General features: G+C 60.6%; 24 protein-coding genes. 3 read left to right on the top strand and 21 right to left on the bottom strand.

The window, feature by feature from the left end; all coding sequences use genetic code 11:
• Window positions 1-87: 87 nt before the first annotated feature.
• The 12 genes from QCE79_RS35690 to QCE79_RS35745 form a co-directional block, all read right to left on the bottom strand.
• Entirely contained in the window at window positions 88-642 is a 555-nt protein-coding gene (locus tag QCE79_RS35690; RefSeq protein ID WP_309852873.1) for an MFS transporter, read from the bottom strand.
• A gap of 326 nt (window positions 643-968) precedes the next feature.
• Complete coding sequence (locus QCE79_RS35695; RefSeq protein ID WP_309852878.1) at window positions 969-1,565, bottom strand: NAD(P)H-dependent oxidoreductase; 597 nt, start codon at window positions 1,563-1,565, stop codon at window positions 969-971.
• Window positions 1,562-2,983, bottom strand: a complete 1,422-nt coding sequence (locus QCE79_RS35700) for an FAD-dependent oxidoreductase (RefSeq protein ID WP_309852883.1) — start codon at window positions 2,981-2,983, stop codon at window positions 1,562-1,564. The genes QCE79_RS35695 and QCE79_RS35700 overlap by 4 nt, the downstream gene beginning before the upstream one ends.
• 303 nt (window positions 2,984-3,286) lie before the next feature.
• A complete protein-coding gene (locus QCE79_RS35705) occupies window positions 3,287-4,042 on the bottom strand; it encodes an SDR family NAD(P)-dependent oxidoreductase (RefSeq protein ID WP_309852885.1) in 756 nt (251 codons plus the stop codon).
• Window positions 4,043-4,044: 2 nt separating this feature from the next.
• Complete coding sequence (locus QCE79_RS35710; protein WP_309852889.1) at window positions 4,045-5,448, bottom strand: MmgE/PrpD family protein; 1,404 nt, start codon at window positions 5,446-5,448, stop codon at window positions 4,045-4,047.
• A gap of 7 nt (window positions 5,449-5,455) precedes the next feature.
• The gene (locus tag QCE79_RS35715) at window positions 5,456-6,850 is read right to left on the bottom strand and encodes an FAD-dependent oxidoreductase (protein WP_309852892.1); all 1,395 of its coding nucleotides are present in this window, start codon (window positions 6,848-6,850) and stop codon (window positions 5,456-5,458) included.
• A gap of 14 nt (window positions 6,851-6,864) precedes the next feature.
• On the bottom strand, window positions 6,865-7,086 hold the full coding sequence (locus QCE79_RS35720) for a hypothetical protein (protein ID WP_309852895.1): 222 nt from the start codon (window positions 7,084-7,086) through the stop codon (window positions 6,865-6,867).
• A 110-nt stretch (window positions 7,087-7,196) separates the two neighbouring features.
• Window positions 7,197-8,087 (bottom strand): SDR family NAD(P)-dependent oxidoreductase, encoded by an 891-nt coding sequence (locus QCE79_RS35725; RefSeq protein ID WP_309852899.1) that lies wholly within the window; start codon window positions 8,085-8,087, stop codon window positions 7,197-7,199.
• 50 nt (window positions 8,088-8,137) lie between these two features.
• Window positions 8,138-9,016, bottom strand: coding sequence for a MaoC/PaaZ C-terminal domain-containing protein (locus QCE79_RS35730; RefSeq protein ID WP_309852902.1), 879 nt, complete (start codon window positions 9,014-9,016; stop codon window positions 8,138-8,140).
• A 6-nt stretch (window positions 9,017-9,022) separates the two neighbouring features.
• Window positions 9,023-10,180: an acetyl-CoA acetyltransferase gene (locus QCE79_RS35735; protein WP_309852905.1), complete on the bottom strand. Its 1,158-nt coding sequence runs from the start codon at window positions 10,178-10,180 to the stop codon at window positions 9,023-9,025.
• Entirely contained in the window at window positions 10,177-10,590 is a 414-nt protein-coding gene (locus QCE79_RS35740; protein WP_309852908.1) for an OB-fold domain-containing protein, read from the bottom strand. Before QCE79_RS35740 ends, QCE79_RS35735 begins: the two co-directional genes overlap by 4 nt.
• Window positions 10,580-11,380 carry an enoyl-CoA hydratase/isomerase family protein gene (locus tag QCE79_RS35745; protein WP_309852911.1) on the bottom strand — a complete coding sequence of 267 codons (801 nt, stop codon included), beginning with the start codon at window positions 11,378-11,380 and terminating at the stop codon, window positions 10,580-10,582. The genes QCE79_RS35740 and QCE79_RS35745 overlap by 11 nt, the downstream gene beginning before the upstream one ends.
• A 636-nt stretch (window positions 11,381-12,016) precedes the next feature.
• Here QCE79_RS35745 and QCE79_RS35750 point away from each other — a divergent pair.
• Window positions 12,017-12,772, top strand: coding sequence for a FadR/GntR family transcriptional regulator (locus QCE79_RS35750; protein WP_309852914.1), 756 nt, complete (start codon window positions 12,017-12,019; stop codon window positions 12,770-12,772).
• A 246-nt stretch (window positions 12,773-13,018) separates the two neighbouring features.
• Window positions 13,019-13,789: a helix-turn-helix domain-containing protein gene (locus QCE79_RS35755; protein ID WP_309852917.1), complete on the top strand. Its 771-nt coding sequence runs from the start codon at window positions 13,019-13,021 to the stop codon at window positions 13,787-13,789.
• 185 nt (window positions 13,790-13,974) lie between these two features.
• Here QCE79_RS35755 and QCE79_RS35760 read toward each other — a convergent pair whose 3' ends face one another.
• The 3 genes from QCE79_RS35760 to QCE79_RS35770 all read right to left on the bottom strand — a co-directional run bounded on the left by QCE79_RS35760 (window position 13,975) and on the right by QCE79_RS35770 (window position 16,116).
• Window positions 13,975-14,190, bottom strand: coding sequence for a hypothetical protein (locus tag QCE79_RS35760; protein ID WP_309852921.1), 216 nt, complete (start codon window positions 14,188-14,190; stop codon window positions 13,975-13,977).
• 140 nt (window positions 14,191-14,330) lie between these two features.
• Window positions 14,331-15,122 carry a fumarylacetoacetate hydrolase family protein gene (locus QCE79_RS35765; protein ID WP_309852923.1) on the bottom strand — a complete coding sequence of 264 codons (792 nt, stop codon included), beginning with the start codon at window positions 15,120-15,122 and terminating at the stop codon, window positions 14,331-14,333.
• Window positions 15,123-15,144: 22 nt separating this feature from the next.
• A complete protein-coding gene (locus tag QCE79_RS35770) occupies window positions 15,145-16,116 on the bottom strand; it encodes a TauD/TfdA family dioxygenase (RefSeq protein WP_309852926.1) in 972 nt (323 codons plus the stop codon).
• Between the two features lie 623 nt (window positions 16,117-16,739).
• On the opposite strand from QCE79_RS35770, the gene QCE79_RS35775 reads away from it, so the two are divergent.
• Complete coding sequence (locus QCE79_RS35775; protein WP_309852929.1) at window positions 16,740-17,696, top strand: 2-oxo acid dehydrogenase subunit E2; 957 nt, start codon at window positions 16,740-16,742, stop codon at window positions 17,694-17,696.
• Between the two features lie 193 nt (window positions 17,697-17,889).
• On the opposite strand, the gene QCE79_RS35780 is transcribed toward QCE79_RS35775, so the two are convergent.
• The 6 genes from QCE79_RS35780 to QCE79_RS35800 all read right to left on the bottom strand — a co-directional run bounded on the left by QCE79_RS35780 (window position 17,890) and on the right by QCE79_RS35800 (window position 23,341).
• Complete coding sequence (locus QCE79_RS35780; RefSeq protein WP_309852932.1) at window positions 17,890-18,732, bottom strand: NAD(P)-dependent oxidoreductase; 843 nt, start codon at window positions 18,730-18,732, stop codon at window positions 17,890-17,892.
• Window positions 18,733-18,759: 27 nt separating this feature from the next.
• On the bottom strand, window positions 18,760-19,221 hold the full coding sequence (locus QCE79_RS35785; RefSeq protein ID WP_309852965.1) for a nuclear transport factor 2 family protein: 462 nt from the start codon (window positions 19,219-19,221) through the stop codon (window positions 18,760-18,762).
• A 127-nt stretch (window positions 19,222-19,348) separates the two neighbouring features.
• Window positions 19,349-19,660 (bottom strand): 2Fe-2S iron-sulfur cluster-binding protein, encoded by a 312-nt coding sequence (locus tag QCE79_RS39615; protein WP_404989491.1) that lies wholly within the window; start codon window positions 19,658-19,660, stop codon window positions 19,349-19,351.
• Window positions 19,650-21,020, bottom strand: a complete 1,371-nt coding sequence (locus QCE79_RS35790) for an aromatic ring-hydroxylating dioxygenase subunit alpha (protein WP_309852937.1) — start codon at window positions 21,018-21,020, stop codon at window positions 19,650-19,652. Before QCE79_RS35790 ends, QCE79_RS39615 begins: the two co-directional genes overlap by 11 nt.
• A 30-nt stretch (window positions 21,021-21,050) precedes the next feature.
• Window positions 21,051-21,281 (bottom strand): lipoyl domain-containing protein, encoded by a 231-nt coding sequence (locus QCE79_RS35795; RefSeq protein ID WP_309852940.1) that lies wholly within the window; start codon window positions 21,279-21,281, stop codon window positions 21,051-21,053.
• A 5-nt stretch (window positions 21,282-21,286) separates the two neighbouring features.
• Window positions 21,287-23,341 (bottom strand): thiamine pyrophosphate-dependent enzyme, encoded by a 2,055-nt coding sequence (locus QCE79_RS35800; protein ID WP_309852943.1) that lies wholly within the window; start codon window positions 23,339-23,341, stop codon window positions 21,287-21,289.
• Between the last annotated feature and the right edge of the window lie 503 nt (window positions 23,342-23,844).

The following is a 23,844-nucleotide window of genomic DNA, read 5'->3' on the forward strand; positions in this document are numbered from 1 at the left end:
ATCGAAGGCTCCATCGGTACGCCGCGCCGAGGTTTGTCTTGGGTGCTTCCTTCAACAGCACAAATGCAATGATCGACACGGCTATCGTCACGACACCAAGCAACTCATATATCGCCAGTCGAAATCAAGTAACGCAACAGGAATCGTCGTGTTCGCTGCGACAATGCCGGTTGAGATCGCAGTAATTACCGCTCCAATCGCGCGTGCACGATGCTCGTGCCTAAACCACTCCGCAACGATCTTGACAACACTGGCGTAGTCAACACCAGTTGCTACCCCCATAAGGCACTGCACGACCATTCCACCCGCGACTGAATGCACGAAGCTGAATGCATAAGTTAATCCACCCAGCGACAGCAACGAGCACGGTAGGGTGACACGAGTTCCCAATCTGTCGGTCACGATGCCGCTGACTGCGTTTGCCAGGACATAGCCAATATAAAACGCAGTGACGAACATCCCAAGCGCAGCAATGGGGAGCCGAAACGCTATGCTTGCTCTCGTGACAACATTGGCCCATGCTATACGATTGATATAAGTCACGAACAGTGCGACCCAGGCGATACCAAGCACAATCCATCGGTAGCGTGATGAGACCACTCCGTACTTATAGCCGTCGGCGAGCGGATGTATCTCGAGCACATTGTCTCCTGTGGAATACCTGTCAGATTAGTTCATTACTCGTCTTGAAGCTTTCGCACATATACAGCCGTACGGTCTGCATGTACGCATCAAACCGGCACAACCCCGATCGGGAGACATGCTGGTCCGCGCATCCCCGGCTCGCAAAACCAGGCCTTGCGCTCGATCGGCATCTTTTCCACACGATAAAGAGGGCGGTTGCGTGCCCACTCCGTATGCCCAGGTTCGCTGATTTGTTTATGGAAACAACCACGGGTCAACCCTCTCGGATTCAAGTTTCGGAACCACATGATTGCGCGCGGATAACAGCCTGCTTAGCGATGTGCTCATTGCCCCAGAAGAGCTCGCCCCCTCGTAGTCCCTCTCGTTTCAATCTGCTTCAGCCAGGCCGCCCTTTGTTCATCAGATGACTTCTTCAGTGAACCGAACGAGAACACGCGTATCGGCGAGATGCCTGCGGGTGCCAGGATACCTGAGCGCACAAGCTTGTGCCCCGGGGCTCCAAGCACGAACCGGTAAAGCAGGGGTGGCGTATCCATCGTGACGAGAACGTCTGCCGAGCGCCCGCTCAGCAAACGTTCCGGCAGCAGCGATTCGGGCTTGAATCTGAATGCGAAGTTGTCGCCAAACACGCGCTCGAAGAAACCCTTCATACGCGCGGGCATTGCCCCCAGCCATGTCGGATAGATCAGTACGAGGTGCTTTGCCCGGGTGATTCGCACCCTCGCCTCGGCCAGATCATCCTCCAGCGGGCCCGGTCGCCCACGCGGCGTAGCGTCGAAATCCAGTGCTCCCAGATGCATGAGGTCCACTGCACATCCCGCGCGCCTGAGTCCCTTCTCATATGCAGCGGCCAGCGCGCCGCCGAAACCTTTCGTGTCCGGATGCCCCAGCACGATCAGCACACTGCGTTCCGCGTTCATACCGATTCCTTTACTGCCGCCAGCGCAGTTTCCGCAGCAACCCGGCCGAAGATCACGGATTTGGACAGCGAAGACCCGCTCATATAGCCGCTGCCATGAAATCCGCCGACGATCTCACCAGCTGCGAACAATCCCGGAATGGTCTCGCCCAGAACGTCAACGACACGCATCTCACGGTTAGCTTTCAGGCCACAGTACGTTGCCAGAATGGCAGTCGTGCACGGATAGATGTAGAACGGTGCCCGCGCGATCGGTACCAGCGTTCCCCATCCCTTGCCCAGGCTCGCTCGACCGAAAACCGTATCGCGCCCGGCGCGCACATCCTCGTTGTAGCGGTTTATCGTCGCCTCCAGCTTCCCGGCATCGAGCCCAACCGAGCGTGCGAGTTCCGCAATGCTGTCGGCGCGACGCACAAGCCCCCGTGCAAACGCACTCTCGAAGTCAGTCGAATTCGGCGCTGGCACAGACTGATCCATAATGTCCTGATCCCACACTTGGAAGCCGACACCGTCCTTCTGTTGAAGACACAGTTCACCAAGGGTTTTGTATGAAACTGACTCATCCGCGAAACGCTCGGCACCGAGATTGACTGCAATGCCCCCCCGATAGATCGCCAGCCTCAGTAGCGCCTCGCTAGCCAGGGGCGGCTTCGGATCCGGGTAGTTGTTCAACGAGATGCCGAAGGTACCGTTGACATAAGGCATGTCGACAACATCCGCGCCAAGCTTCCACGCGAGGCGAAGCCCATCACCCGCATTACCTTCTCCGCCGAGGCGCAATGCATTTGCCATCTTTGGGGCGAACTTGCGGATCAGATCGGCATCGCGCGAAAAGCCACCGGTCGCGAGCACGACACCCGCCGTAGTGAGCGCTTCCCGTTCCTCGCCGTCCGCAACGTATTGCACCCCGGTTACACGATTGCCCTGTGCGAGCAGGCCCGTCAGCGCCGCGGGCGAAACATAACGGATCGACGGATGCTCCGTGACGCGCGCATGTAGTGCGTCCATCAGCTGGGTCGGGTCGGTCGCGTGCGTACGCGGGACGCCCTGGTTGGAGCTCAGGCTGACTGGATGAAAGACCACGCCTCGCGCGCGCAGCCATTCATAAGCGTCTGCCTGGCGCTCGATGTAAAGCGAGATGAGATTCGGGTCGGCCAGATTTCCGGACGCCCGAACCAGGTCACCCTCCATGTTTTGCGCCGAGTCCTCGTAGCCTGCGTCGCGTTGAGCCTGCGTGCCTGCGAATGCGAAAGAGCCACTGCTCTGCGTAGTACTGCCACCGTAGCGCGGGGTTTTTTCCAGCAACAGGACGGAGGCACCCATGTCGGCCGCCTGGAGGGCAGCACTGTGACCCGCTAGACCGCCGCCGGCGACGATGAGGTCGAACCGGTCTGACGTAAAATCGGTGTTGTGGTTCATAATCAAGTCCTACCCTGCCCATGCAGGTATCAATTGGGGCGGTACCGCAACGGCTCCGGATGTCGGATGCAGGCATCGGTACAATCCGTAGCCGCAGGGCATGCTGACGCGCGTCACCTGCCGATCCCGCGTGAAACCGGGCCTCGAACCGTCGACGGCCGGCGAACCCTACGCCTCTGACCAGACGCTCCTGTTCGGGGCCTGTGGCTCGCGCCCAGTGACGAGGTATCGGCGATGCGCGACTAAAAAACGCAGGCGGGTTCGACTACTGCCCTGCACGCCGCCAGATTGCCCGTCCGGATATCATGTCGACGAGTAACGGCCGCCTGTCACATGCAGCGTCTCGCCCGAGATGAAACCCGCCCGCTCGGAGGCAAGAAACGCGACCGCGGCAGCAATATCTTCGGGAACGCCCGGCCGCTGGATAGGAGTACTTAGCTTTGCCCGTCGATCAATGTCGTCAAAGTACCGCAATCCCAGCACGCGCTCGGTGCGGATCAGGCCGGGCGCGACGGCATTCACTGTGATGTCGTGCTGTCCGAGTTCAACTGAAAGCGCGCGTGTGAAGCCGATCACACCGGCCTTGGCGGCACTATAGTTGGACTTGTTGAACTCACCCAGATGCGCGCGGGATGCGATGTTGATAATGCGCCCGCGCTTCTTGCGGATCATGGACGGGACAACTTCACGCGTAAATGCCCAGCATCCCTTGAGACACACATCGACGACGCGGTCCCACTGTTCCTCCGTCATTTCCGTGATCGGTCCGTCAAGCGAGAAGCCGGCATTGTTCACGAGAATATCGATGTCGCCAATGGATCCCGTCACCTCCGCGATGCAGCGCCGCGTCGCCTCGAAGTCGGATACGTCGACGCTCACTGCGTGTGCCCTGCCGCCCACCGATTCAATTTCCGCAGCAACCTGCTGCGCCGGCTCCAGATCCTTGTCGCATACAACTACTACGCAGCCCTCACCGCCCAGTTCCTTCGCGATTGCCGCACCGATACCCCGCCCTGCTCCCGTCACGAGCGCAAGCCGGCTCTGAATGTCCAGATTCATGTTCAGTCCTCTTTGTGATCTGCAATTGCACGTACGATCCAGTCGCAGCGCTCTTCCTGTTCAAGCGCGTCGAACCGCGCGAGATAGGCATCGAGTGCGTTTCCCGTCCTGTCCGCATCGACCAGCGATATGAATTTGTTCCGCACTTCTGCATCCGTCATCGGCGCGCCCGGCGACCCTTTGGGCGCGTTGATACGTAGCGAAAACTGCTCGAGACCCGCTGCATCGAAACCCCGTACGACGCACTGGTGGTAGTGCTTCAGTTCGCGGTCTTCGACGATGTGGATCCGTTCCATCAGCGCCGATACCTGCGGCAGATGCACGTCGAACTCCACACTGTGGCGTGGCGCGATGACATCGGTCCCGAGAGCAGCAAGCGCCACACAGTACTGGGCATGAAAACGCGCTTCGTTCGCGGCGCGCGGGGGTGCTGTCTTCGATACCCCAGGAATGATGTAAGCGGGCATGCCGATCTCGATCCGCGCGGCGCCGACGACATCGGTGCCGTTCGTGCGCAATTCACCCACAGCATCGAGCGCCGGGTGGATATATCCGCAGCACGCATGCCGTTTGCGGCGCGGCTTCGCGAGATACCATGTGTCCGGGTCCGTGATCCGGCTGGCGTCAAAGCTGTAAGCGAGCGTCGAGTAGAGGCCAATCGGACTCTCGAGTACGCGCGCGGGGCCATCGAAACCTGCCTTCGCGTAGCGCACCGCCTGGATCGCGACGCTGGCCGGCCACGCACCGAAGAGCATCGGTTTGATTGTTCCGCCCTGCCCGAAAATCACCTCCGCCGGACACCAGCCAGCAAGCGCCATGGCGATCGAAAGCGCGTTGGACGTCTCCAGTTCCGACAATCCGCTGAGTCTTGCTGCGGCAGCGGTTGCCCCGACGGTCGAGGGAATGCCCGGCGGCGCAATACCAGTCTCCTCATACGACTTCATGGTGTCGTAATACGCGGCGTACACCCGGGAAGTAACCTCGATGCCGACAATCACGGCTTCAACGAGCGCACGACCGTCCGCCTGCACGGCTTCGGCCAGCGCGAGTGCAGCCGGCACAACGGCGATACTTGCATGACCACCAGTCAGGTCGTTAAGCTCGAAAATGTCGCCAAGGTAAGCGTTAATGCGGGCTGCGATCTGTGGTGCAAGCTTGCGTGCTGCACCGACTACCGATGCCGTTCCGTCCGAGCTATGGTCCTGCGACTCGACTGCTGCAAAGGCTCGCCCTTCCGTGGAAGCGAGCCCTGCCACCATGCAACCAATGGTGTCGAGGATGCTCAGGCGTGCCTGGCGCCGCACGGTTTCGTCGGCGCCGCCGATCGAAAAGCGGTGTGCGAACGCACCCAGATAATCAAGCAGACCACGAAAGGCCGTCTGTGAAAATTCAACTGGCTTGTTCATAATGTCCTCAACCAAGATCTTCAGCGCAGACCAGCCCCGTAACGGCGGCCTTTATCAGGCCGCCGACGTACGCAACGCGCGGGCCGCCCTCGAGCCCACCGGTCGTACTGCCAACCGCGTACAGGCCCTTGAACGATTCACCGTCAGTCGTCAGCACGCGACAATGTGCATCAATGCGCAGTCCGCCCATCGTGTACGTGATGCCCGCTGCAACCGGAATTGCGTAGAAAGGCGCCTTCCCCACAGGCAAGGCTTCAAATTTCGCCGTGCTACGCGGCGGCGCAAGCTGATCGCAGCGGCCACTGGCCACCGCCTCGTTGTAGCGCCTGACTTCGGCCTGCAGTGCGTGCACAGGAAGTCCCGCCGCCGCAGCGAGTCCATCCAGCGTACTCGCATGCAGCACGGTCGCTCCTGCCTTTTCGAGGTTCGGATTGGGCGGCAGAAAGCGCTCGCGCCCTGCACCGTTCCAGCCCGTCTCATCGCAGATAACCCACGCAGAAGCCGGGGCATCGAGCTTGGCGATCTGGTTGGCCACATAGACGCCTCCCTTGCCCTCGTCCACGAAGCGCTGGCCGTCCGCCCCCACCACCAGATAGTTCTTGAGCAGCTCATCAAGCCACGGATAAGGCCAGAGCATGTCATTGACAAGCGCGTCGCGTGACAGCACATGTCCGTAGAATCCGCTCATTTCACCGAGTGCCGCACCGACCTCGAGGGCCATACGCAATCCGCTGCCGACACCCGATCCCGCGTTGCGCTGGACAAGCTGGTCCGGCTGCCGCGTAACATATTGCGCAAGCAGCTCGCGGTTTGCTTGAAAGCCCCCATCTGCCAGCACAACGGCTTGCGCGCTGAATTCGTTTTCGCCGCCGGCCGAGATCACCCGAACACCTGTACAACGCTCTCCCTCCATCACAAGCGAGCGTGCTTCGTGGCCGCGCAGCAATGTCCCGCCCAGCCTGAGTAGTTCGGTTTCCAGTGAACGCAACAGCACGTCGCCCGCGCGTCCCTGCCAGTTCCTTCCAAGTTGCGCGATGTTCGGCGGCGCAAGCACGAAGCTATGCCACGGGTCAGGGCTACCCCGGACGAACCGGATCCCGAGTGATTGCAGCCATTCGACGGCGCGTTTTGCGTTATGACCGAGCATCGCGGCCAGCTCGGGCGTGGCCGTGCCTTCCGTAGCTTTCTCGATGATCTGTGTAAGCTCTGCCGCCGGCGTGCGCACGTCGTTAAGGGCGCAGTGGAACACCCCGCCCGTCAGACGCGTATTGCACACGTACCGGTCGTCGGTCAGCCGTTCGAGCACGGCGATCTTCCTGCCGCTCTGGGCGGCCCGGACAGCCGTGACGAGGCCGGCAATGCCACCGCCTACGACGATAATTTCATGTTGACCATGACTCATTTTGCTGGTCCTCCTTAATGCGGCATCAACGTGTCGACGATGACTTCGATCAGTTCCGCGAGCAGGCGCAGTAATGCGTAGAGCACCGCACTTGCAAGCAGCACACACACCGCCTGAAGCTGAAACGGAGAAAGCACGCCCAGGATGATGGCCACCAGCGCAAGTGCGAGAGAAAGCCAGAGGGATGCCCGCCGGCCATGCCGGGACACGAATGAGATGAAGGGATACGTTTTCATTTGAACTGGTTTGCCCTTACTGAAGCGCATGTGCGCCGAGTCTTCAGTATAAATTGGGAGGTATGGTAGCACCATTATGTTAAACCTTTGGTGCGCCATTCCCGCACGCGTCAGACGGGATCCCATGGCGTAAGCTGCGATGCCGGCACGTTTTCGAAAAAACTCGATTCGAGCGCAGGGATCGCGGTATCAGCTATCGACTCTGGCGTCCAGCCGCCATCGCGATGAATCGAACGGATCATCCGGATCTGGTTGAACAGGTACAGTTCGTTGGCGCGCACGCCGAAGATCTGTCCGCTCACATGGGCGCTCCGATCGCTGGCCAGATACACAGCCAACGGCGCGATCTTCGCGCTTTCCATTGTCTTCAGTTTCGCCACGCGCGCCTGCTGCTCGGGAGTCTCCGCGGGGATGCTCGCCATCATGGACGTCCAGGCCCAGGGCGCGATGCAGTTGGACCGGATGTGGTAACGGGCCATGTCGAGCGCGACCGATTTCGACAGTCCCACGAGCGCCATCTTGGCCGCCGAATAGTTAGCCTGGCCCACATTGCCGATCAGGCCGGAGGTCGACGTCATGAAAATGTAGCTTCCGCTGCCTTGGGCTTTCATGTAGGGCGCGCTGGCCCGGGTCAGGTTGAACGAACCATTCAGATGCACATCGATCACGTCCCGCCATTCTTCATCGGTCATGTTGAAGATCAGACGGTCACGCACGATGCCGGCGTTGTTCACGACGCAATCGACACGCCCGAACCTGTCCATGGCAACTGCGACAATCCCGTCGGCTGCCTGGCGGTCGGCAACGCTGGCCGGTGCCGCAATGGCCCTGCCGCCGGATGCAGTAATGTCCTCGACGACTGCATGAGCGGCCGATGTGCCATCCGGACGCTCGATATCGTTGACCACGACATTCGCACCATGAGCGGCAAAGGCGCGCGCAAAGTCGCGCCCGATTCCCGCGCCGGCGCCCGAAATGATAACTACCTTTCCCTGTAACACGTTATCCCTGCTCCGTAAAGTTGATTAATGCTGGAACCCGCATTCCGCGCTCAGCCATTGAACTCGATCAGACCGTGATCCAGAACCCGGCTGCCTCGGGCGTCGACCTGCGCCCGGAACTGGAACCGCCCCACCTTCGCAACGTCGGGCCAGAATTCGAACCGCACTGTCTCCCCTGGCCAGATTGGCGCCGTGAACCGCGCGGCGATTCTCCTGAGCGTTCTCGCGTGAGCCCCGGGCAGATGTTCAAGTGCGGCTCGCGCAGCCATCCCGTAAGTGCACAATCCATGCAGAATCGGCCGGTCAAAGCCGGCCGCGCGTGCGGCCTCAGGATCAACGTGTAGCGGATTCAGATCACCCAGCAGCCGGTAAAGCAACGCTGCATCCGGCGCGATACTGTACGTCGCGTGAATCGTCGCCTCACGATCGGGCAATGCAGGCAGAGCTTCCGGTAGCGCATCGGACCGCCCATCCGCTGCACTGAAGCCGCCATCCCCGCGCAGCATGGTGGTACTGAAGCTCCGTGCCATCGGTTCGCGCGTGCCCGAATGGTAGAGGTCGCGTTGCACGACAGCGACCGCGCCCCGCCCTGCCCCCTTGTCGGCAATAGCCACAACCTTGTGCATCGCCTCGACGCGACCGGAAACCGGGAGCGGCGCGAACAGATGCAGGTCCTGCTGCCCGTGCACGATTGCACGCCAGTCAACCCCTGTTTCGGGCGCACTCCACCACATACCCGCACTGCCGAGCACACATGCCATGCTCGGTATGGCCTCGAGCTTTCTTTCATAGACGTACGGGAGCGCCCGCGCGGTATCGGCCGACTGGCCGCAGCCAAGGCTCAGGGCATACAGGATCGTATCGCGCTCGGTGAACGCCTGGGTGACCGGCTCAAAGGGCCACGACTTGCAGATCGTATAGTTAAGCATGGGGGGTCAGACTACCTCGGCGGTGCCCAGGACGAGCAGCGCCTCGTGTGACAATTCCCCGCCGTTGCCCTGCGCGATCGCAATTGATGCCCCGGGCACCTGACGATCACCGGCCATACCCATCAATTGGCGTGTCGCCTCCACGATCGTGAACAGCCCGTACATACCGGGATGGGTGCACGAAAGGCCACCGCCGTTGGTATTGACGGGCAGCGAGCCACCAGGCGCGATATTGCCTGCCTCGACGAACGCGCCACCCTCGCCCTTCGCGCAGAATCCCATGTCCTCAAGAAAAAGAATCGTATTGATCGTGAAGGCGTCGTAAAGCTCGACCACGTCGACATCCGAGGGCTTGATACCAGCCTGCGCGAATGCACGTGGAGCCGCGTCCGCGAGCGCCGTGCGTGTCAGATCCGGCATGGATGCAATCTCACGGTGCGTGGTCGATTCCGCTCCACCGAGCAGATACACCGGATTACGTACGAGATCGCGCGCCCGGTCCTGCCGGGTCATGACGATGGCGGCTGCGCCGTCTGTTACGAGACAGCAGTCCCGTGTCCCGAACGGAGTCGATACGATCCGAGCAGACAGATATTCGTCGAGCGTCAGCGGCGTCCTCACGAATGCCTCGGGATTGAGCATTGCCCATTGGCGAGCAGCCAGCGCTACCGCACCCAGCTGCTCGCGGGTTGTACCGAACTCGTGCATGTGACGGGAAGCCGCCAGCGCATAGGACGAAATCGGGCGCAGTGGCCGATATGGCGTTTCCCACGGCGATGCACGCGAAGAGCTCATGAGACGGCCCAAGGCGGAGCGCTGGTTGCTACCATACGCGATCAGGGCGACATCACACAGGCCGGCGTCAAGTGCGAGCGCGGCCATGATCGCGTGCGCCTGGAACGACGAGCCTCCGGTTCGGTTGTTATCCATCACGCGCGGCTGGATGCCAAGCGCTTCGGCAAAACTCATGCCGCACATTGCATCATCGGGAATGACGACAAACAGACCGTCGACGTCGGCTGGCGAGAGACCTGCCACGCGCAAGGCCTCGATACTCGCGCAGTGCGCCAACTCGGTCGAGGTATAGCCTGCCGACACGCCACAGCCGAACGTCTCCGCGCCCACAATCGCTGTCTTTCCGCGCATGGCGTTCGAGTCGATCATGCTTGCGCTCCACCGGAAATGGCTTCGAAGACCAGCACCTTGCCGAACGATTCCTCGATGATGCGGGCCATGACCGGCATGCCGATCACGACCTCATCAGGTTGCACGCCAATGACGCGGCTCATAAGCCTCGGCCCTTCCGCCAGATCGATCAACGCGACGTTATAAGGTGTATCTGGCGCCTTCGGATGAACGACAGTCACCGCGTAAACTGTCCCGCGACCGCTCGCCTCATGCCATTCGAGTGAGGTCCGCCCACTCAGGGGTTCGGCGACACGCGGCGGGAAGATGAAGCGGCCAGACACCGTCTCTTTCGGCAACATGAACCGACCAGCCGAAAGATGCTCGATGAACTCCTTTTCGGGTTGCCGATACTGGCCACCCGCGATGGCCCTGGTCTCAGCGCCCATGAAATTTTGGCTCCCTTTTCTCGACAAATGCGCGGACCGCCTCCTGATGGTCCTCACTGCAACTCAACACCGTCGCCAGATCCATTTCCGCGGTGGTCACCTGATCAATGGCAGTCATTCCCCGCGCGAAAGCCGCGCGCAGAAATGCCATGGCCATCGGTGGCATGGCCGCATATTCGCGCGCGATGTCCGACGCGCGGCTTTCGATCTGCGATGCTTCTGCGACCTCATTGACCAGGCCGATCTGCAACGCTTCGGCGCCACTGAGTGTGCGGCTGAGTCCCAGCAACTCGCGGGCTTTCGCGGCCCCCACACGCTGGACGAGGCCCCACATGCCACCCAGGTCAGCGAGCAGTCCCATGCGTGCGAACGACGCGGCGAACCTTGCATCCGGTGTTGCGATCACGTAATCCGCAAGCGCGGCGATCGAGAGTCCCGCACCGACCGCAACACCTTCAACGGCGACGACGACTGGCTTCGGTCCGGTCGCGATCAACCGGGCAATCGACGTCGCAAGCTCGAATCCCTGCCGGGCTTCGAGCACGGTGCGCGTGCGCATTTCGGTGATATCACCGCCCGAACAGAAATGCCCCTCTGCTCCCCGCAGCACGATTGCCCGTACGGATGCCTGTGCATTGAGTGCCTCGAGCCGCTGCCTGAGTTGCGCGCGCATCTGGGCGCACAAGGCATTCCGGCGCCGCGGAAAAGTCAGCGTGATCAGCGCGACGTTCCCGTCGACAACAACAGGCGCCATATCGTCAACGGGCACCGCGTCTGGTGAATTCTTCATGCGATGTAGTCTCCATAAAGCGGATCACGGCGATCCAGATCTGCGTCCTCGCAGATGCCACCGTGTCGCAGCAGAAGAGCGCCCCGCGTCCTGCCGGCCGCGGCAACACCGCCGCTGAAAACAACTGCGGCCCGTTGAACAGAACCGCAGAACTCAGGATGGCTCATTATTACGGCGGCATCGCGGGCGAAAACTCCGCCGGCGCTCAATGCGGCACCCGAAGTAGATTTGTGGTATCCGACACCCTGTCCCGGCGTTACGAATGAGGAAGAAGTGATCAAGCGGTCTCCACGCCTAAATTCGGAATTATGGTAGCACCAATGATAAAGACCCATCGAACGATGGGTCAACTAGGTAGTTACCCAAACGGCGCCCCCCACTTGTATTGCAGGCAGTTGCGTAACGAAGGAAGTCAGAGTGCCTGCGTGCTTGTAGCGCCGCTGGTTTGACGGCCCGCAAACTTTGTCTGCTAGAATCGGCGGGCCACTGCACGAAGGTAGTACCTTACACCCCCGGACCCGAATCTACCATCAGGTGGACATAAGGGGCTCATATCTCTCCTATCGTGCGCACGGCAGACCGGACCTCGCGGCCTCCTCCGCTGGGACGCTCTGCCTTCCAACTGCATCACTTACATTGTCCGTCAAGCAAATGCCAGCATTCGAATCAGTTAAAACCAAGCGCGTTAGCGACATCATAGGGGAACAGATCCGGCGAAAACTTGGGACGGGCGAACTCAAACCGGGCGACAAGCTCCCTGCGGAGCGGGACCTTGCGCTGGAAATGGGCGTCGGCAGAAATGCCGTCCGGGAGGCGCTGCGAAGCCTCGAAATGTCTGGCGTCGTGACTCTGCAGAAAGGTCCGAAGGGGGGGTCTTTCGTCAGCAATGGGAGCGTGCGATCGCTATCACAGGGGCTGAAGGATCTGCTGGCGCTGCGCGGTATCACGATCGGGCAACTGACCCGGGCACGCGTGCTTATCGAGATGGCAGTCGCCCAGGCAGCCTGTGAATCCGCAGATGAGGATGATCTGGCTGCGCTTGACGCGCAACTCGAACTGGCTGAGGCAGCCTACAAGCGGCGGGAGTACGGCGCCAAACTCGGCTATCTTGTGGACTTCCACAATATCCTTGCCAACGCGACCCACAATCCTGTGCTTGTTTTCGTGATGGCTTCCATCATGGAACTGATGCACGACTATGCCACCACCGTTGGACCCGATCGCAACGATCTGTCGGTCAAGGCGCTGCGACGCCTGACCCAGAGCCTGCGCGAGCGCGACATCGAGGCATCGCGAACCGCCATCCGCGAACACCTGGAGCGCCTGGAAGAGCGTTATCTGCGATACCAGGCACTGGGAGGCACCAAAACAAAGGCGACCAGACAGAAGTAGATCCACCAGCCGGAAAGCCACACTGACGCATTCGCCGCGCAGTCAACAGGATCTCAAGCGTACAAGGTAAGCCCGGTGAGGTTCGCCCGCCTCTGCCGCCGGACGGCCGCTCCTCCTCCGAGACACGGGATGCCCGCAGACACGGTGCGTCGACGCGGTTCGAGTACGATGTCTGCGGTAAATCGACTTCATCTCGATAACGCCGTGCCGACCGGGCGGCGCGAATCTCCATCGACTCAGGTACTCATGTTCATGACCACCCGCAAACTCCAGGCAAAAGACAGCAAAGATGAAGCGCCCCTCGAGTTTATCCCGGCGACGCCTGCAGTCAGACAAAGACGCTCCACTGCAGAAATCCGCAAGCTGATTCTCTCGAGCGCGCGCGAACTCTTCGGGCAGAGGGGTTATGGGCAAACGACTACGCGGGCGATCGCTGAGCACGCGGGGGTGCTCGAACACCTTATCTTTCGTAACTTCCGGAGCAAGGCCCAGCTCTTCGAAGAAGCAGTCTTTCTTCCCTTCAAGTTGATGCTGGAGCAGTTTCATCACGCGATACGCACAGAACGCAAGCCGGGCATCCGCGGCACCGAGGAACGCGCGCGTAACTATCTCGAAACGCTCTACGACCAGTTGAGCGCAGATCAGCCATTGTGGCGCGCTCTGCTGCTTGCGGTGCAGGCCGACGACGAGGAACTGAAGGAGGTGCTACGCGACCCGCATTCGCCACTGATCGTCTTTCTCGACCGGGTGAGCGAGTACACCGCCGAGTCGGTCGAAGAGTCGGGCTGGGAAGTCGATGCCCACATCGCCACACGTATCGTGTTCGGCTTCGTGTTTGCCAATGCACTATTCAGCGATATGCTGTTTTCTGCGGGCAAACGCCCCAGTCGCAGAGCATTGATCGATGAAATGACCGCCTTTATGATGCACGGCGTCAGCCATCGGCCACCTGCCAGGACCCCTTCCTCTTCCGTGGCCGGACGCAAGAAAACCGCCCCGGTCCGGCGGGGCAACTGAACATACCGCTGGAACACGGTAGGGTCAGCGCACGGTTCGACGCGACGCCTGCCGCGGTGCAGATCGAGGTAGCGGCGTGGGCGCGCGCAATACAGCCGGTGCCCGCCGCAAGCGCTTGGACGCCCGCGGCTTTCGCGACAGGGCCGATCGGCAAGGGATTCAGATCGGTCCTCGGGCTGACGTAATCAGACGCTCTTGAATGGCTTGTCGTATTTCTGTTCGACCAGTGGACCACCAACCCACAGGCAGAAATTCGGATCTGCCCCGACAGGATCTCCGCTCTTTAGCTCGCCGGTGCAACTGTAAAGACCCGTTCGACCTTCATATTGCACACGAACCAGGCCGGTTTCCGGATCGAGTCCATAGACCGCCCGGGTGAGGGGATGACGCAGTTCACGCATTTGATGGACTCCTCTTCTGAAACAAGACCGCCCGCGTAGCGAGACGGCCTTCGCTGCGGCAAACCGGTTGCCGGTCACCCGGAAGCAGACGCAAATGTCGCGTCTGCCATGGATCGCTGGACGGACCGGGTGTCTCTCCGTCAACTGACGGCCTGCTCTGCTTCGACGCGATTGCGCAGCACGCCGATACCGTCAATCTCTACCTCCACGAGGTCTCCGGCACGCATCGCTCCCACGCCTGGCGGCGAACCCGTTGCGATCACATCGCCCGGCTCAAGCGTGAGCACCGTTGAGATCTTGGCAAGCAGTTCGTCGCAAGGCCAGATCATGCCCGAAGTCCGGTGGTCCTGGCGTACCTCGCCATTGATCCGGCAACGGATACGAACATCGGCCGGATCGAAAACCGTCTCGATCAGCGGACCCAGCGGGCCGAACGTATCGAAGATCTTTCCATCCACGAAATCGGCCGAAGCACGGAATGCGGCCCGATCATCCAGGTTGCCCGCCGTCACATCGTTAATGCATGTGTAGCCGAACACATGGTCCATCGCCTCACGCGCTGCGACGTTGCGCATCCGGCGACCAATCACAATTGCGAGCTCGCTCTCATGATTCACATCTGCACGCCCCTGCAGCGACTGCGGAATCACGATCGTCTCTCCGGGATCCAGGACCGCTGTTCGCGGCTTGATCCAGAGAAACGGCCGTTCCGGCAACGGCCTCCCAACCAGATGCGCGCGATAATTCGGCCCCACTGCCACTACCTTTCCTGGCCGCACCGGCGCGAGCAGCCGGACGTCGCCCACCGCCAGCGGAGCGGCATTGCGATCAGTTGACAGGTCAGGAAAATCGCCCGACAACGGATGGATCGAATCGCCCCGCAGCTCGCCGTAACGCACGGCGTCTCCAACAAGATAACGCACGACCTTCATGGCGTCTGTTCCAGTCCGTTGATCAATCTGCGATAGGCGCGGCTTTGCTCAGATCCGGCTCGGGATCGAAGTATCGTCCGACCTTCAGTGAGCCTGCCAGCGTCGTGCGCAACCCTCTTCGCGTGCAATTAAGCGGAAAGCCGCGCGCCGCGTGCATAAAGCGCCGGTTATCCCACAGCAGCATGTCGCCAGCCTTCCAGCGATGAACGTAACAGAATTCCGGTCTGGTGATATGCTCAGTAAGTTCAGCGAGCAGCGCGTCGCTTTCCTCAGCGGACATATCCAGAAACTCGTCAACGTAAGTGGGACTGAGAAACACGCACTTGCGCCCGGACTCAGGATGCGTGATGACGGCCGGCAACACTACGGATGGATATCGCGCAATGGCGTCCTTGCTCACGTTTGCCGGCTTTGCTGCCGGATCTTCTTCGGGCGTGGCCGGACGGACGGTCCTCCAGAAAGCACCAGGACGCGTCTGATCGATCGGGCCAAGCCGCAGCGTCGCCTTGTATTCGAGGTGCGCGATGCGTCGCTTCATCTCGTCGGACAGCGCGTCATACGCGAGAGCGGTGTCGGCAACCATCGTTTCGCCGTCTTCCGCGGCGGCTTCCACCATGTGCAGGATGGCCCCCTTGCAGCACTCGGGCGTATAGGCCGTATCGCGGTGCCACGGCAATCTACCTGCCCTCAGCTCGGTCCCGTCGAATACGAACGCCTGCCCCCGACGCGACCCCCCAATCTCGATCAGGAGCGGCTCCTCTTTCAGCCGGATCTCTGGCACGGGGTGCAATTCGAGTTCACCGAAGCAGCGACTGAGCGCGAGGTGCTCCGCGTTGGTCGCGCCGGTCTCACGAAACAGCAGGACGCCGTATTTCAACCAGGCCTGGTACAACGCATCCCGGGAGCCGGATGCGATAGGCGCCTTCACATTCAGACCTACGATTTCAGCCCCAACATTCAACGGGCGGATGGTAAAGCCAATGTCATTTGGCATGGTGAGTTCCTCCATAAGTTGGACTGGATCCAGCCGCCCCGGAAGGCAGCGCCCCCTGTTCGTTTTGGCAATACCCGCCTGCCAGCTTCTGGACAGTCCGTCCGGAAACTGTCGGCCGCAGGTAAATGCCGCGCTTTCTATCACGTCATTTCACTGACATTCACGACGGAAAATCGGCTTCCATGGTCGCCATCATCCACCGGAACAACTGCCGATGACACGCCGGGCTATCCCGCTCGCGCAGGGTGCGGCACGCGACAGCACCACGACGACTGCTGAGGCGAGAAGGGTAATTGACTTTCATCGGGGGATGTCTCCAGCAACTGTCTGTACTAGTTTCGATTTATGATAGCAAATACTATCCAACGGTCAATCCCCTGATTTCCCAGGTTCTGTACCGATAGCGAACCGGGCTAGCATAGATTGCAGGCACTATCCAGTGTTCACCATCTGTCATCCGGACAGCCTGATTCTGTGCTGTCGGCAGCAATTGCCTGAAGCCGACAGCCATCTTCCAAGCATCGAGGACATATCTTGCTCAAAACAGCCGTCCGTCACTCTCACGCAGCGAGCCGTACAGACCTTGCCAGCTCGCACCCGCAAATCTCTTACGGAGCAGTCAGATGAGTACGACTGTCAGGGTTCCCGCTGCGCCTGACGATGCCGACGTCATCCTGACGCGGTGGCTCCACCCGGTGGGGGCAACGGTTCAGGCGCGCACGCCGCTCGCCGAGCTCAATGTCGGGGGCAAAACATTCCAGTTCCCGTCGCCAGGTGCAGGAGTAGTACTGTATGCGCAGGCTGAAGGTACAACAGTCTGTCCCGGCAGCCTGATCGCAGTGCTTGGCGCGGCGGGAGAAGATATTGCCGGGCTGCTTGCGGCAGAAGGAGGGGAAGCTTTCACACAGGAGCCTGTCAGTACAATCCGCGCAGCCATCGCACGTCGCCTGGTGGAAAGCACGACCCAAGCACCCCATTTCTATGTTACCGTGGACGTCGATATGGATGCTGCGGTCACGCGCCGCGAGCGGATAAATGAGAATGCCACCCAGCGCGTATCCTTTAATGACATGGTGGTACAGGCAGCAGCGCACGCATTGCGCGCCCATCCCGGCATGAACGCCTCCTGGCGAGGCACGCACATTCGCCGCTACGACCACGTCCACGTCGGCATCGCCGTATCTGTCGACGGCGGCGTGGTGGCGCCAGTGCTCCGCTTCGCGGACCGGAAGTCGCTGGGCGAAATCGCAACTTTTTCACGCGAATATGCGCGCCGGGCGCGCGAGCGCACCCTTCAGCCGACCGACTGGGTCGGTGGCACCTTTACTGTGTCCAACCTCGGGATGTTCGATGTCGAGGCGTTCACTGCAATCATTAATCCGCCGGAGGCTGCTATTCTCGCCGTCGGTGCTGTGCGTGAGGTGCCGGTAGTCCGCGACGGCGCGCTACGCGCTGGCAAGCGGATGAAACTGACACTGTCGTGCGATCACCGCGTCGTCGACGGTGCCGGGGCTGCAGCATTTCTTCAGACTATGCGCGTCCTCCTTGCTGATGGGCTGTCTGAGGCCGACGAAGCGTAACAAGTACAATCGACGCATCGTGAATGAGCGACGGCGGCGCGCATACTCCGGTATGCCCGCCGCCTTTCCACCTTGATCAGGGTTGGCTGGCCGCCTCCTCTTCCCGTCCTCCGGTTGATTCTGCTCCTCGACGACTCCGAACGGCCGGTTCATTAGGGCGTGGCATGCATGTCGTAATGGCGGGAAGGACGAATTAATCGCGTTCCTGCTTCGCAAGACTCTCGATCAACGGCCTGTTCATTTCGCCGATCAGCCCCAGATCCAGATTGAGCTGCGCCGCCATTTCCTCGACGACCTTGAGGTCTTTGTAGATGAAAGGACCGCCATGCGCCCAGAACCGCTCCTCGGTCACGGCGCCGGCCATCAGACGCATTGCTGTACTGCCTCCCGTGCAATGCGTCAATCCGCGCAGCAGCCGATAGCTGTCAAGACCGAGTTCCCGCCCGATGCGAACCACTTCGGAAGCGAGCTGAAGATGTACACCGATGGCCGCGTTATTAACAAGTTTCATGCACATGCCAGAGCCCAAAGGCCCCGCGTAATGCACAGGGTAAGCGTAGGTTTCCAGGACCGGCATGCAGCGCGCCAGGTCTTCAGGATCGCCACCGACCATCAGGTTCATTTCGCCGAGCGCGGTATAAGCCGGCGCCCAGGCGCCGCCCGCATCGACGACGCGCACACCCCGAGCTTCCGCGCGAGCACCGATGGCCTGCACGGTCCTGGGGCTGACCGTCGTATGGATGATGAGGATCGCATCGCGGTCCATGGCATCCACCAACCCGTCATCGAAGCAGACCGCTCGTGTCTGCTCGTCTGAATACACATAGAGAATAACGAAATCACGCCCTTTGGCGAGTGCCTGAATATCGGGCTCGACCGTGATGGCTTCGGCCTCGAGCTCCGCCTTCAATTCTTCGCGCCGCACATAAACTGCGACGTCGAAGCCTCGCCTCGAAAGACGCGTGACCAGCGGGCGCCCCATCGCTCCAACACCAATCACGCCAATGCGGCCACTCACGAATATATCCGGGTTCATCCGCCTCCCTCCCTATCGACTCCAGCTTCAGGGAAAATCGCGTGGTAACGGCGTAATCCCCATTGCGAACCTGACGCTGCCCTGTGGCGCCGCAGCAGTGAAGTCACAATCACCCGTTCCCTGCCGGCTGTATTGCCGTGTGAGCCTGTGGTCGCTGATCACCCAGCCGCGCCCAACCTTCGTAAACCCTTGATGATAGTGACGATAGCCGTGCGCCCAGTGGCCGACTCCGTTTTCCTCCCAGAGCAGCAGATCCTCCATCGGCGTGATGGCCCTGGCGGTAGTCGCGCTGATGAGTGAAATTTCGGGCAGATGCAACTGATGGATGGATCTCACGCCCTCGAGGCGCTTCGCCACTTCGGTCACCAGTGCCTTGTTGCTGTGGGTGCCCAGGTGATGCGCTGGCACATCATCCGCGTAGAGTTTTTCCAGCTCATCCCAGTGCTTTCCGTCAATCAGCCTGGCACGGCGCGACAGCAGTTGCCGTATCTCCTAAAAGGCCAGCAGTTTCTCAAGCGCATCCATCTGATACTCCTGGAAAATTTTCCCGATCCGGCATCTTCATTCAGGCGCCCACCGAAATCCACGACGCAATACCGTCCACGTCGCGAACCCGCTATCGCCGCCGAATGCCTACCTTCTCGATGGTGACCGGACCATCAATGCGCAGGCGACAGGCGAGCCGCTCACGGTTGGCTCCCGTCTGGCCCTGCTCCAATACATTTTTTTCCGCCTGCGTCGGCGGAAGGGTTGCTTCGGCACCGTCTGTCAGCCTGCACCGGCAGACCCCACATTCACCCTCTCCGCCGCAGACCGTAGGCCAGTAATACCCATGCCTCTGCGCGGCGTGCATTACGGTTTCCCCGGGCCTCACATCAAATGCGACGTCCAGCGGCAGAACGCGAACGTGGCCGCCATCACTTTTCATCACTGAGCCACTGCATCAGCAGCTTGTGAAAATGGCGAATCTTCGCCTCCTGATAGCGTCCGAAGTTGATCGTCTTTCGCGCCATCGTCTGAAGCCCGTGCTGGCAGGGTCCCATGTTGTTCAGATCCTGGTTCAGGATACGGGCAAGATAACTGCTAACGCCGGTCGCCCTGGTCCAGTCTTCATCGTCGCGCAGAAGGCGAAGCGCCGCCGGCTTGGGCCGCTCACCCTTAAATGGCGAGAGAATGTATACGTCCTGAATGCATTTACCCGGATCGTCGCCGTACGGCCGGAACCTGAAACAGATACGGCTGAACGCTGCCCACGGATGGAGATTTGGAAACAGGTTCACGTAAAACGAATCCACCAGTTCAGCGTCGCAATATTTCTCGGCTTCCTCGCCCAGCACCTTTCGCAGGGCGTCGCGCGAAATGTCCGCCATTTTCTGGCGCCCGGTCATCCCCTCCTCGAGTTTGACGGAGGGTTCATCATCCAGCCGCACGTCCAGCATGGCGTTGACCATCTCCTGTTCGGAGGGCGTCCACTTCAACGCCGAACTCGGAGCCATGTTGACCTGCATGGCACGAGCGTAATTACCGAACACGTCGACCTGCACATCGTGATTCGACGATTGCGGTAGCAATTGGGGATGCGTCGCCAGTACGTGCCACCCCTCCATGAAAGCTTCCTGCGCAGCCTTCCAGTTGGTGTTGATGACCTTGGCCGCGTGACCGGCGATGTAGCGCTGCTCGAGCGGATAACGCTCATACAGCTGGTCGATGTCACCCAGGAATTCATTCAGGGGCGTGGCGTGCGGATCCGGATTGATAAAAACGAATCCTCCCCACGTTCCGACCTGCGCCTCCGGCAAACGCCACTCCTCGGGATCGGAAACCTGCGGGAAGTCCCAGGCCCCCGTTACCTGCTTCACGGTTCCATCTATCTCCCAGGCCCAGCCGTGATAAGGGCACCGGAACTGCTCGCATTTACCCGGGTAATCCACCAGCTGTCGACCGCGATGCAGACATGCGTTGACGAACGCCTGGATGCGGTCGGGCGCCGTGCGCACGACGATATAGCGCAGATGTGCGATTTGGTACAGGTAGGTATCTCCCACTTCCGGGATCTCTTCCTCGCGGCACGCCATCTGCCATACACGCTTCCAGAGCTTTTCGACCTCCAGGTCGTGTATCGCCTTCGACGTGTACAACTCGACTGGAACCTCTGAAGGCCCCTCGCGCAACGGCTGGCTCAACCGGAGCACCTCAGGCACCGGGCGACTGTCACAGTCGAGCACGTGCTGGTAAAACGCGTCCGGCGCATGAGCCGGCGCTCGCCGGCTCAGATCGATTTTCTTCATGATGTCTCCCCGGGGTTCTCGCCCCTTGCGTCAGACAATGAGCGCCACTTCCTCACCAACCGGTACGGTCCCGCCTTCTGGAACCTTATGCTGCACAGTGCCAGACGCCGGGGCTTCAATATCAACGACTGTCTTCTCGGTTTCGATCGAATACAACGGCTGGCCTGCTTCCACCTGGGCGCCGTCCGCGACGTGCCACTCCACAATCTTTCCTTCACTCATCGACATCGACAGCAGCGGCACGCACACACTCATGGTCATGATTGTTATCCCTTTACGATTTCACGGATACGCGCCGCGATTCCTGCGGCACGGGGCATCTGCGCGGCTTCCAGATGGCGCGCATAGCCGATTGGCACAAACAGCGCACCCATGCGCTGCGCCGGCAGGTGCAGTTCACGGTGCAATTCTTCGTTGATGGTGCTGGCAACTTCGCCGGAAAAGCCGCCGAACCGGGTCGCTGCCGTCAGCACCAGTGCACGGCGCGTCTTCCGGACGGATTCGAATACCGTCGGGTAATCAAGCGGCAGCAGCGAGCGCAGATCGACAACCTCCACGTCAATTCCCTCTCCGGCCAGCTCCGAGGCGGCTGCGAGTGCCTCGTGAACCTGCCAGCCGTAAGTCAGAACCGAAATGTCCTTGCCTGGACGCTTGATGTCGGCAACACCCAGGGGAATACGGTAATCGCCCTGAGGAACCTCTCCCTTCTGCGTATGCAGCAGCTTGAGGTTCTCAAAGATCGCACACGGATCCTCATCCCATATGCAGGTAGTGAGCAACCCTTTTGCCTCTCGCGGTGTGCTTGGATAGACGACCTTCAGTCCAGGCACGTGCAGCAGCCATGCCTCGAGCGACTGGGTGTGCTGCGCGCCGGTGCCTCCCATGGGATTTGGGCCGACCATGACCCGCATCGTCATCGGCACCGATGTCTTGCCTGCAGACATGAAGCGCTGCTTCGCAGCATGGTTGGCCACCTGATCCAGGCAGACCCCCAGGAAATCGCTAAACATGATTTCGCAGATCGGACGCATTCCCGCCAGAGCAGCACCGATACCCGCCCCGATGATCGCCGTTTCGGCGATTGGCGTCGAAATCACGCGGTCGCCGCCATACTTGTCGTACAGGCCGACAGAAGTTTTCTGCAGGCCGCCCGGCTTCCCCACATCTTCGCCGAGCAGGATGACGTCCTTGCTGGCGGCCATCGCCACGTCCATCGCATCACGCACTGCACCGCCCACCGAGAGCTGAGTGCTCGGACCCGTGAAGGCGCCTTCGTGTTGCGCAAAGACCGGATAGCTGCCGGGGCGCGGAACATACTCCGGCCTGTCGTACACGTCGCACTCGAGTTCTGACACTGGCGTCTGCGGCCGCTGCAGCGCCCAGGCAATCGCGTCGTCGACTTCCGCCTTTGCCGCCGCCTCCATTTCAGCCAGTTCCGCCTCGGTCGCGATCTCCTGTTCGATCAGCAGCTTGCGCGCACGCGGGATCGGTGCCTCACGCTGACCGCGCTCCAACGCCTCGCGGTCCAGATGGTCCGGCGGGGTCACACCGTAATGCGGCCCCAGGCGCAAAGTAACGGCCTCGAACAGCACCGGCCCGTTGCCCTCGCGAAGGTAGCGCACGGCCTCCTGCGCCGCCCTGTACATAGCCACGATATCGTTGCCATCAGCGCGGATACCCTTGATGCCATAGCCAGAGGCACGATCGACGAACTGGTTTGTCGCCGTGTACTCCGCGACCGGCGTGTATTCGCCGATCTGATTGTTCTGCAGCATGAATAACACCGGCAGCCTGAGTGCACCGGCCATGTTCACCGCTTCGTGTACCGCACCGATGCTGGTAGCGCCGTCCCCGAAATTCACGACTGTGACACGCCCAGTGCCGCGCGCCTTGGCTGCCAACGCCAGACCATTCGCGACAGGCGCACCGGCACCGACGATCGCAGTGGTCAGCATCGCACCGCAGTCCGGGTCCACGAGGTGAGGCGGGCCGCCCTTTCCGCGATTGATACCATCCACGCGACCAAAGGCTTCGGCGAAAGCTTCGCGCAACGGGACGCCTTTCGCCACATGGTCATGCCAGCCCCGATAAGTCGTGACGAGATGATCGTCCTTGCCGATCAGCGGCGCGAGGCATGCCGGGATGGCTTCCTGCCCCGTCACGGGCCAGTAATTGAACTGGAATTTCCCTGCGGCGAGCCCGTGCCGGATGCCCACGTCGACAGCCGAAATCCGTACCATTTCCCGGTAAATCTGCTTTAGCACCGTGGCCGAAATCCCTTCCGCACGGCCACTCCGCTGATCGCGTGTCTCTGCATTCATCGACAACTCCTTGTCTCCTGTTCCCCACCACACGTCGGTCGGTTTGACGATCTTTCACCGTCATTCACTAGATAGCAGACGGTATCTAATTATTGGAGACATGATCTGGGGATGTCAATGGGAAAAGACCCCAGACCAGGCTCGGGCGCCGTCAACTTGTCCCCCACCAGCCCCATGACTTTCCCCACCCATAAGCCTTTTACATTAAGGGGGTGGCGCCGGAAGGGCGCAGGCTTGGCGTGAGCCCTCTGCATGGCGATAGGCTTCCGGCCATCTTTGGTTGGATACCATTTGACATCCACAAGTCCGCCAACCAGAATCGCATTCACATTCCGGCGATACGCGTTTCCCCAGGGTTGACAGCGCTATCCCTCAGTCCCTAAAGTCGTTGGTAGTACCATAAAGTTGGTAATGACTAACTGAGTTTGACCCCGCATGTTTCGGCCAGGATAGCGTCTGATGAGAGCGCGTCAGGTCCATAGGTTCCGGACGGCATCGCAGAC

The sequence above is a fragment of the Caballeronia sp. LZ003 genome (assembly GCF_031451465.1).
Lineage (GTDB): Bacteria > Pseudomonadota > Gammaproteobacteria > Burkholderiales > Burkholderiaceae > Caballeronia.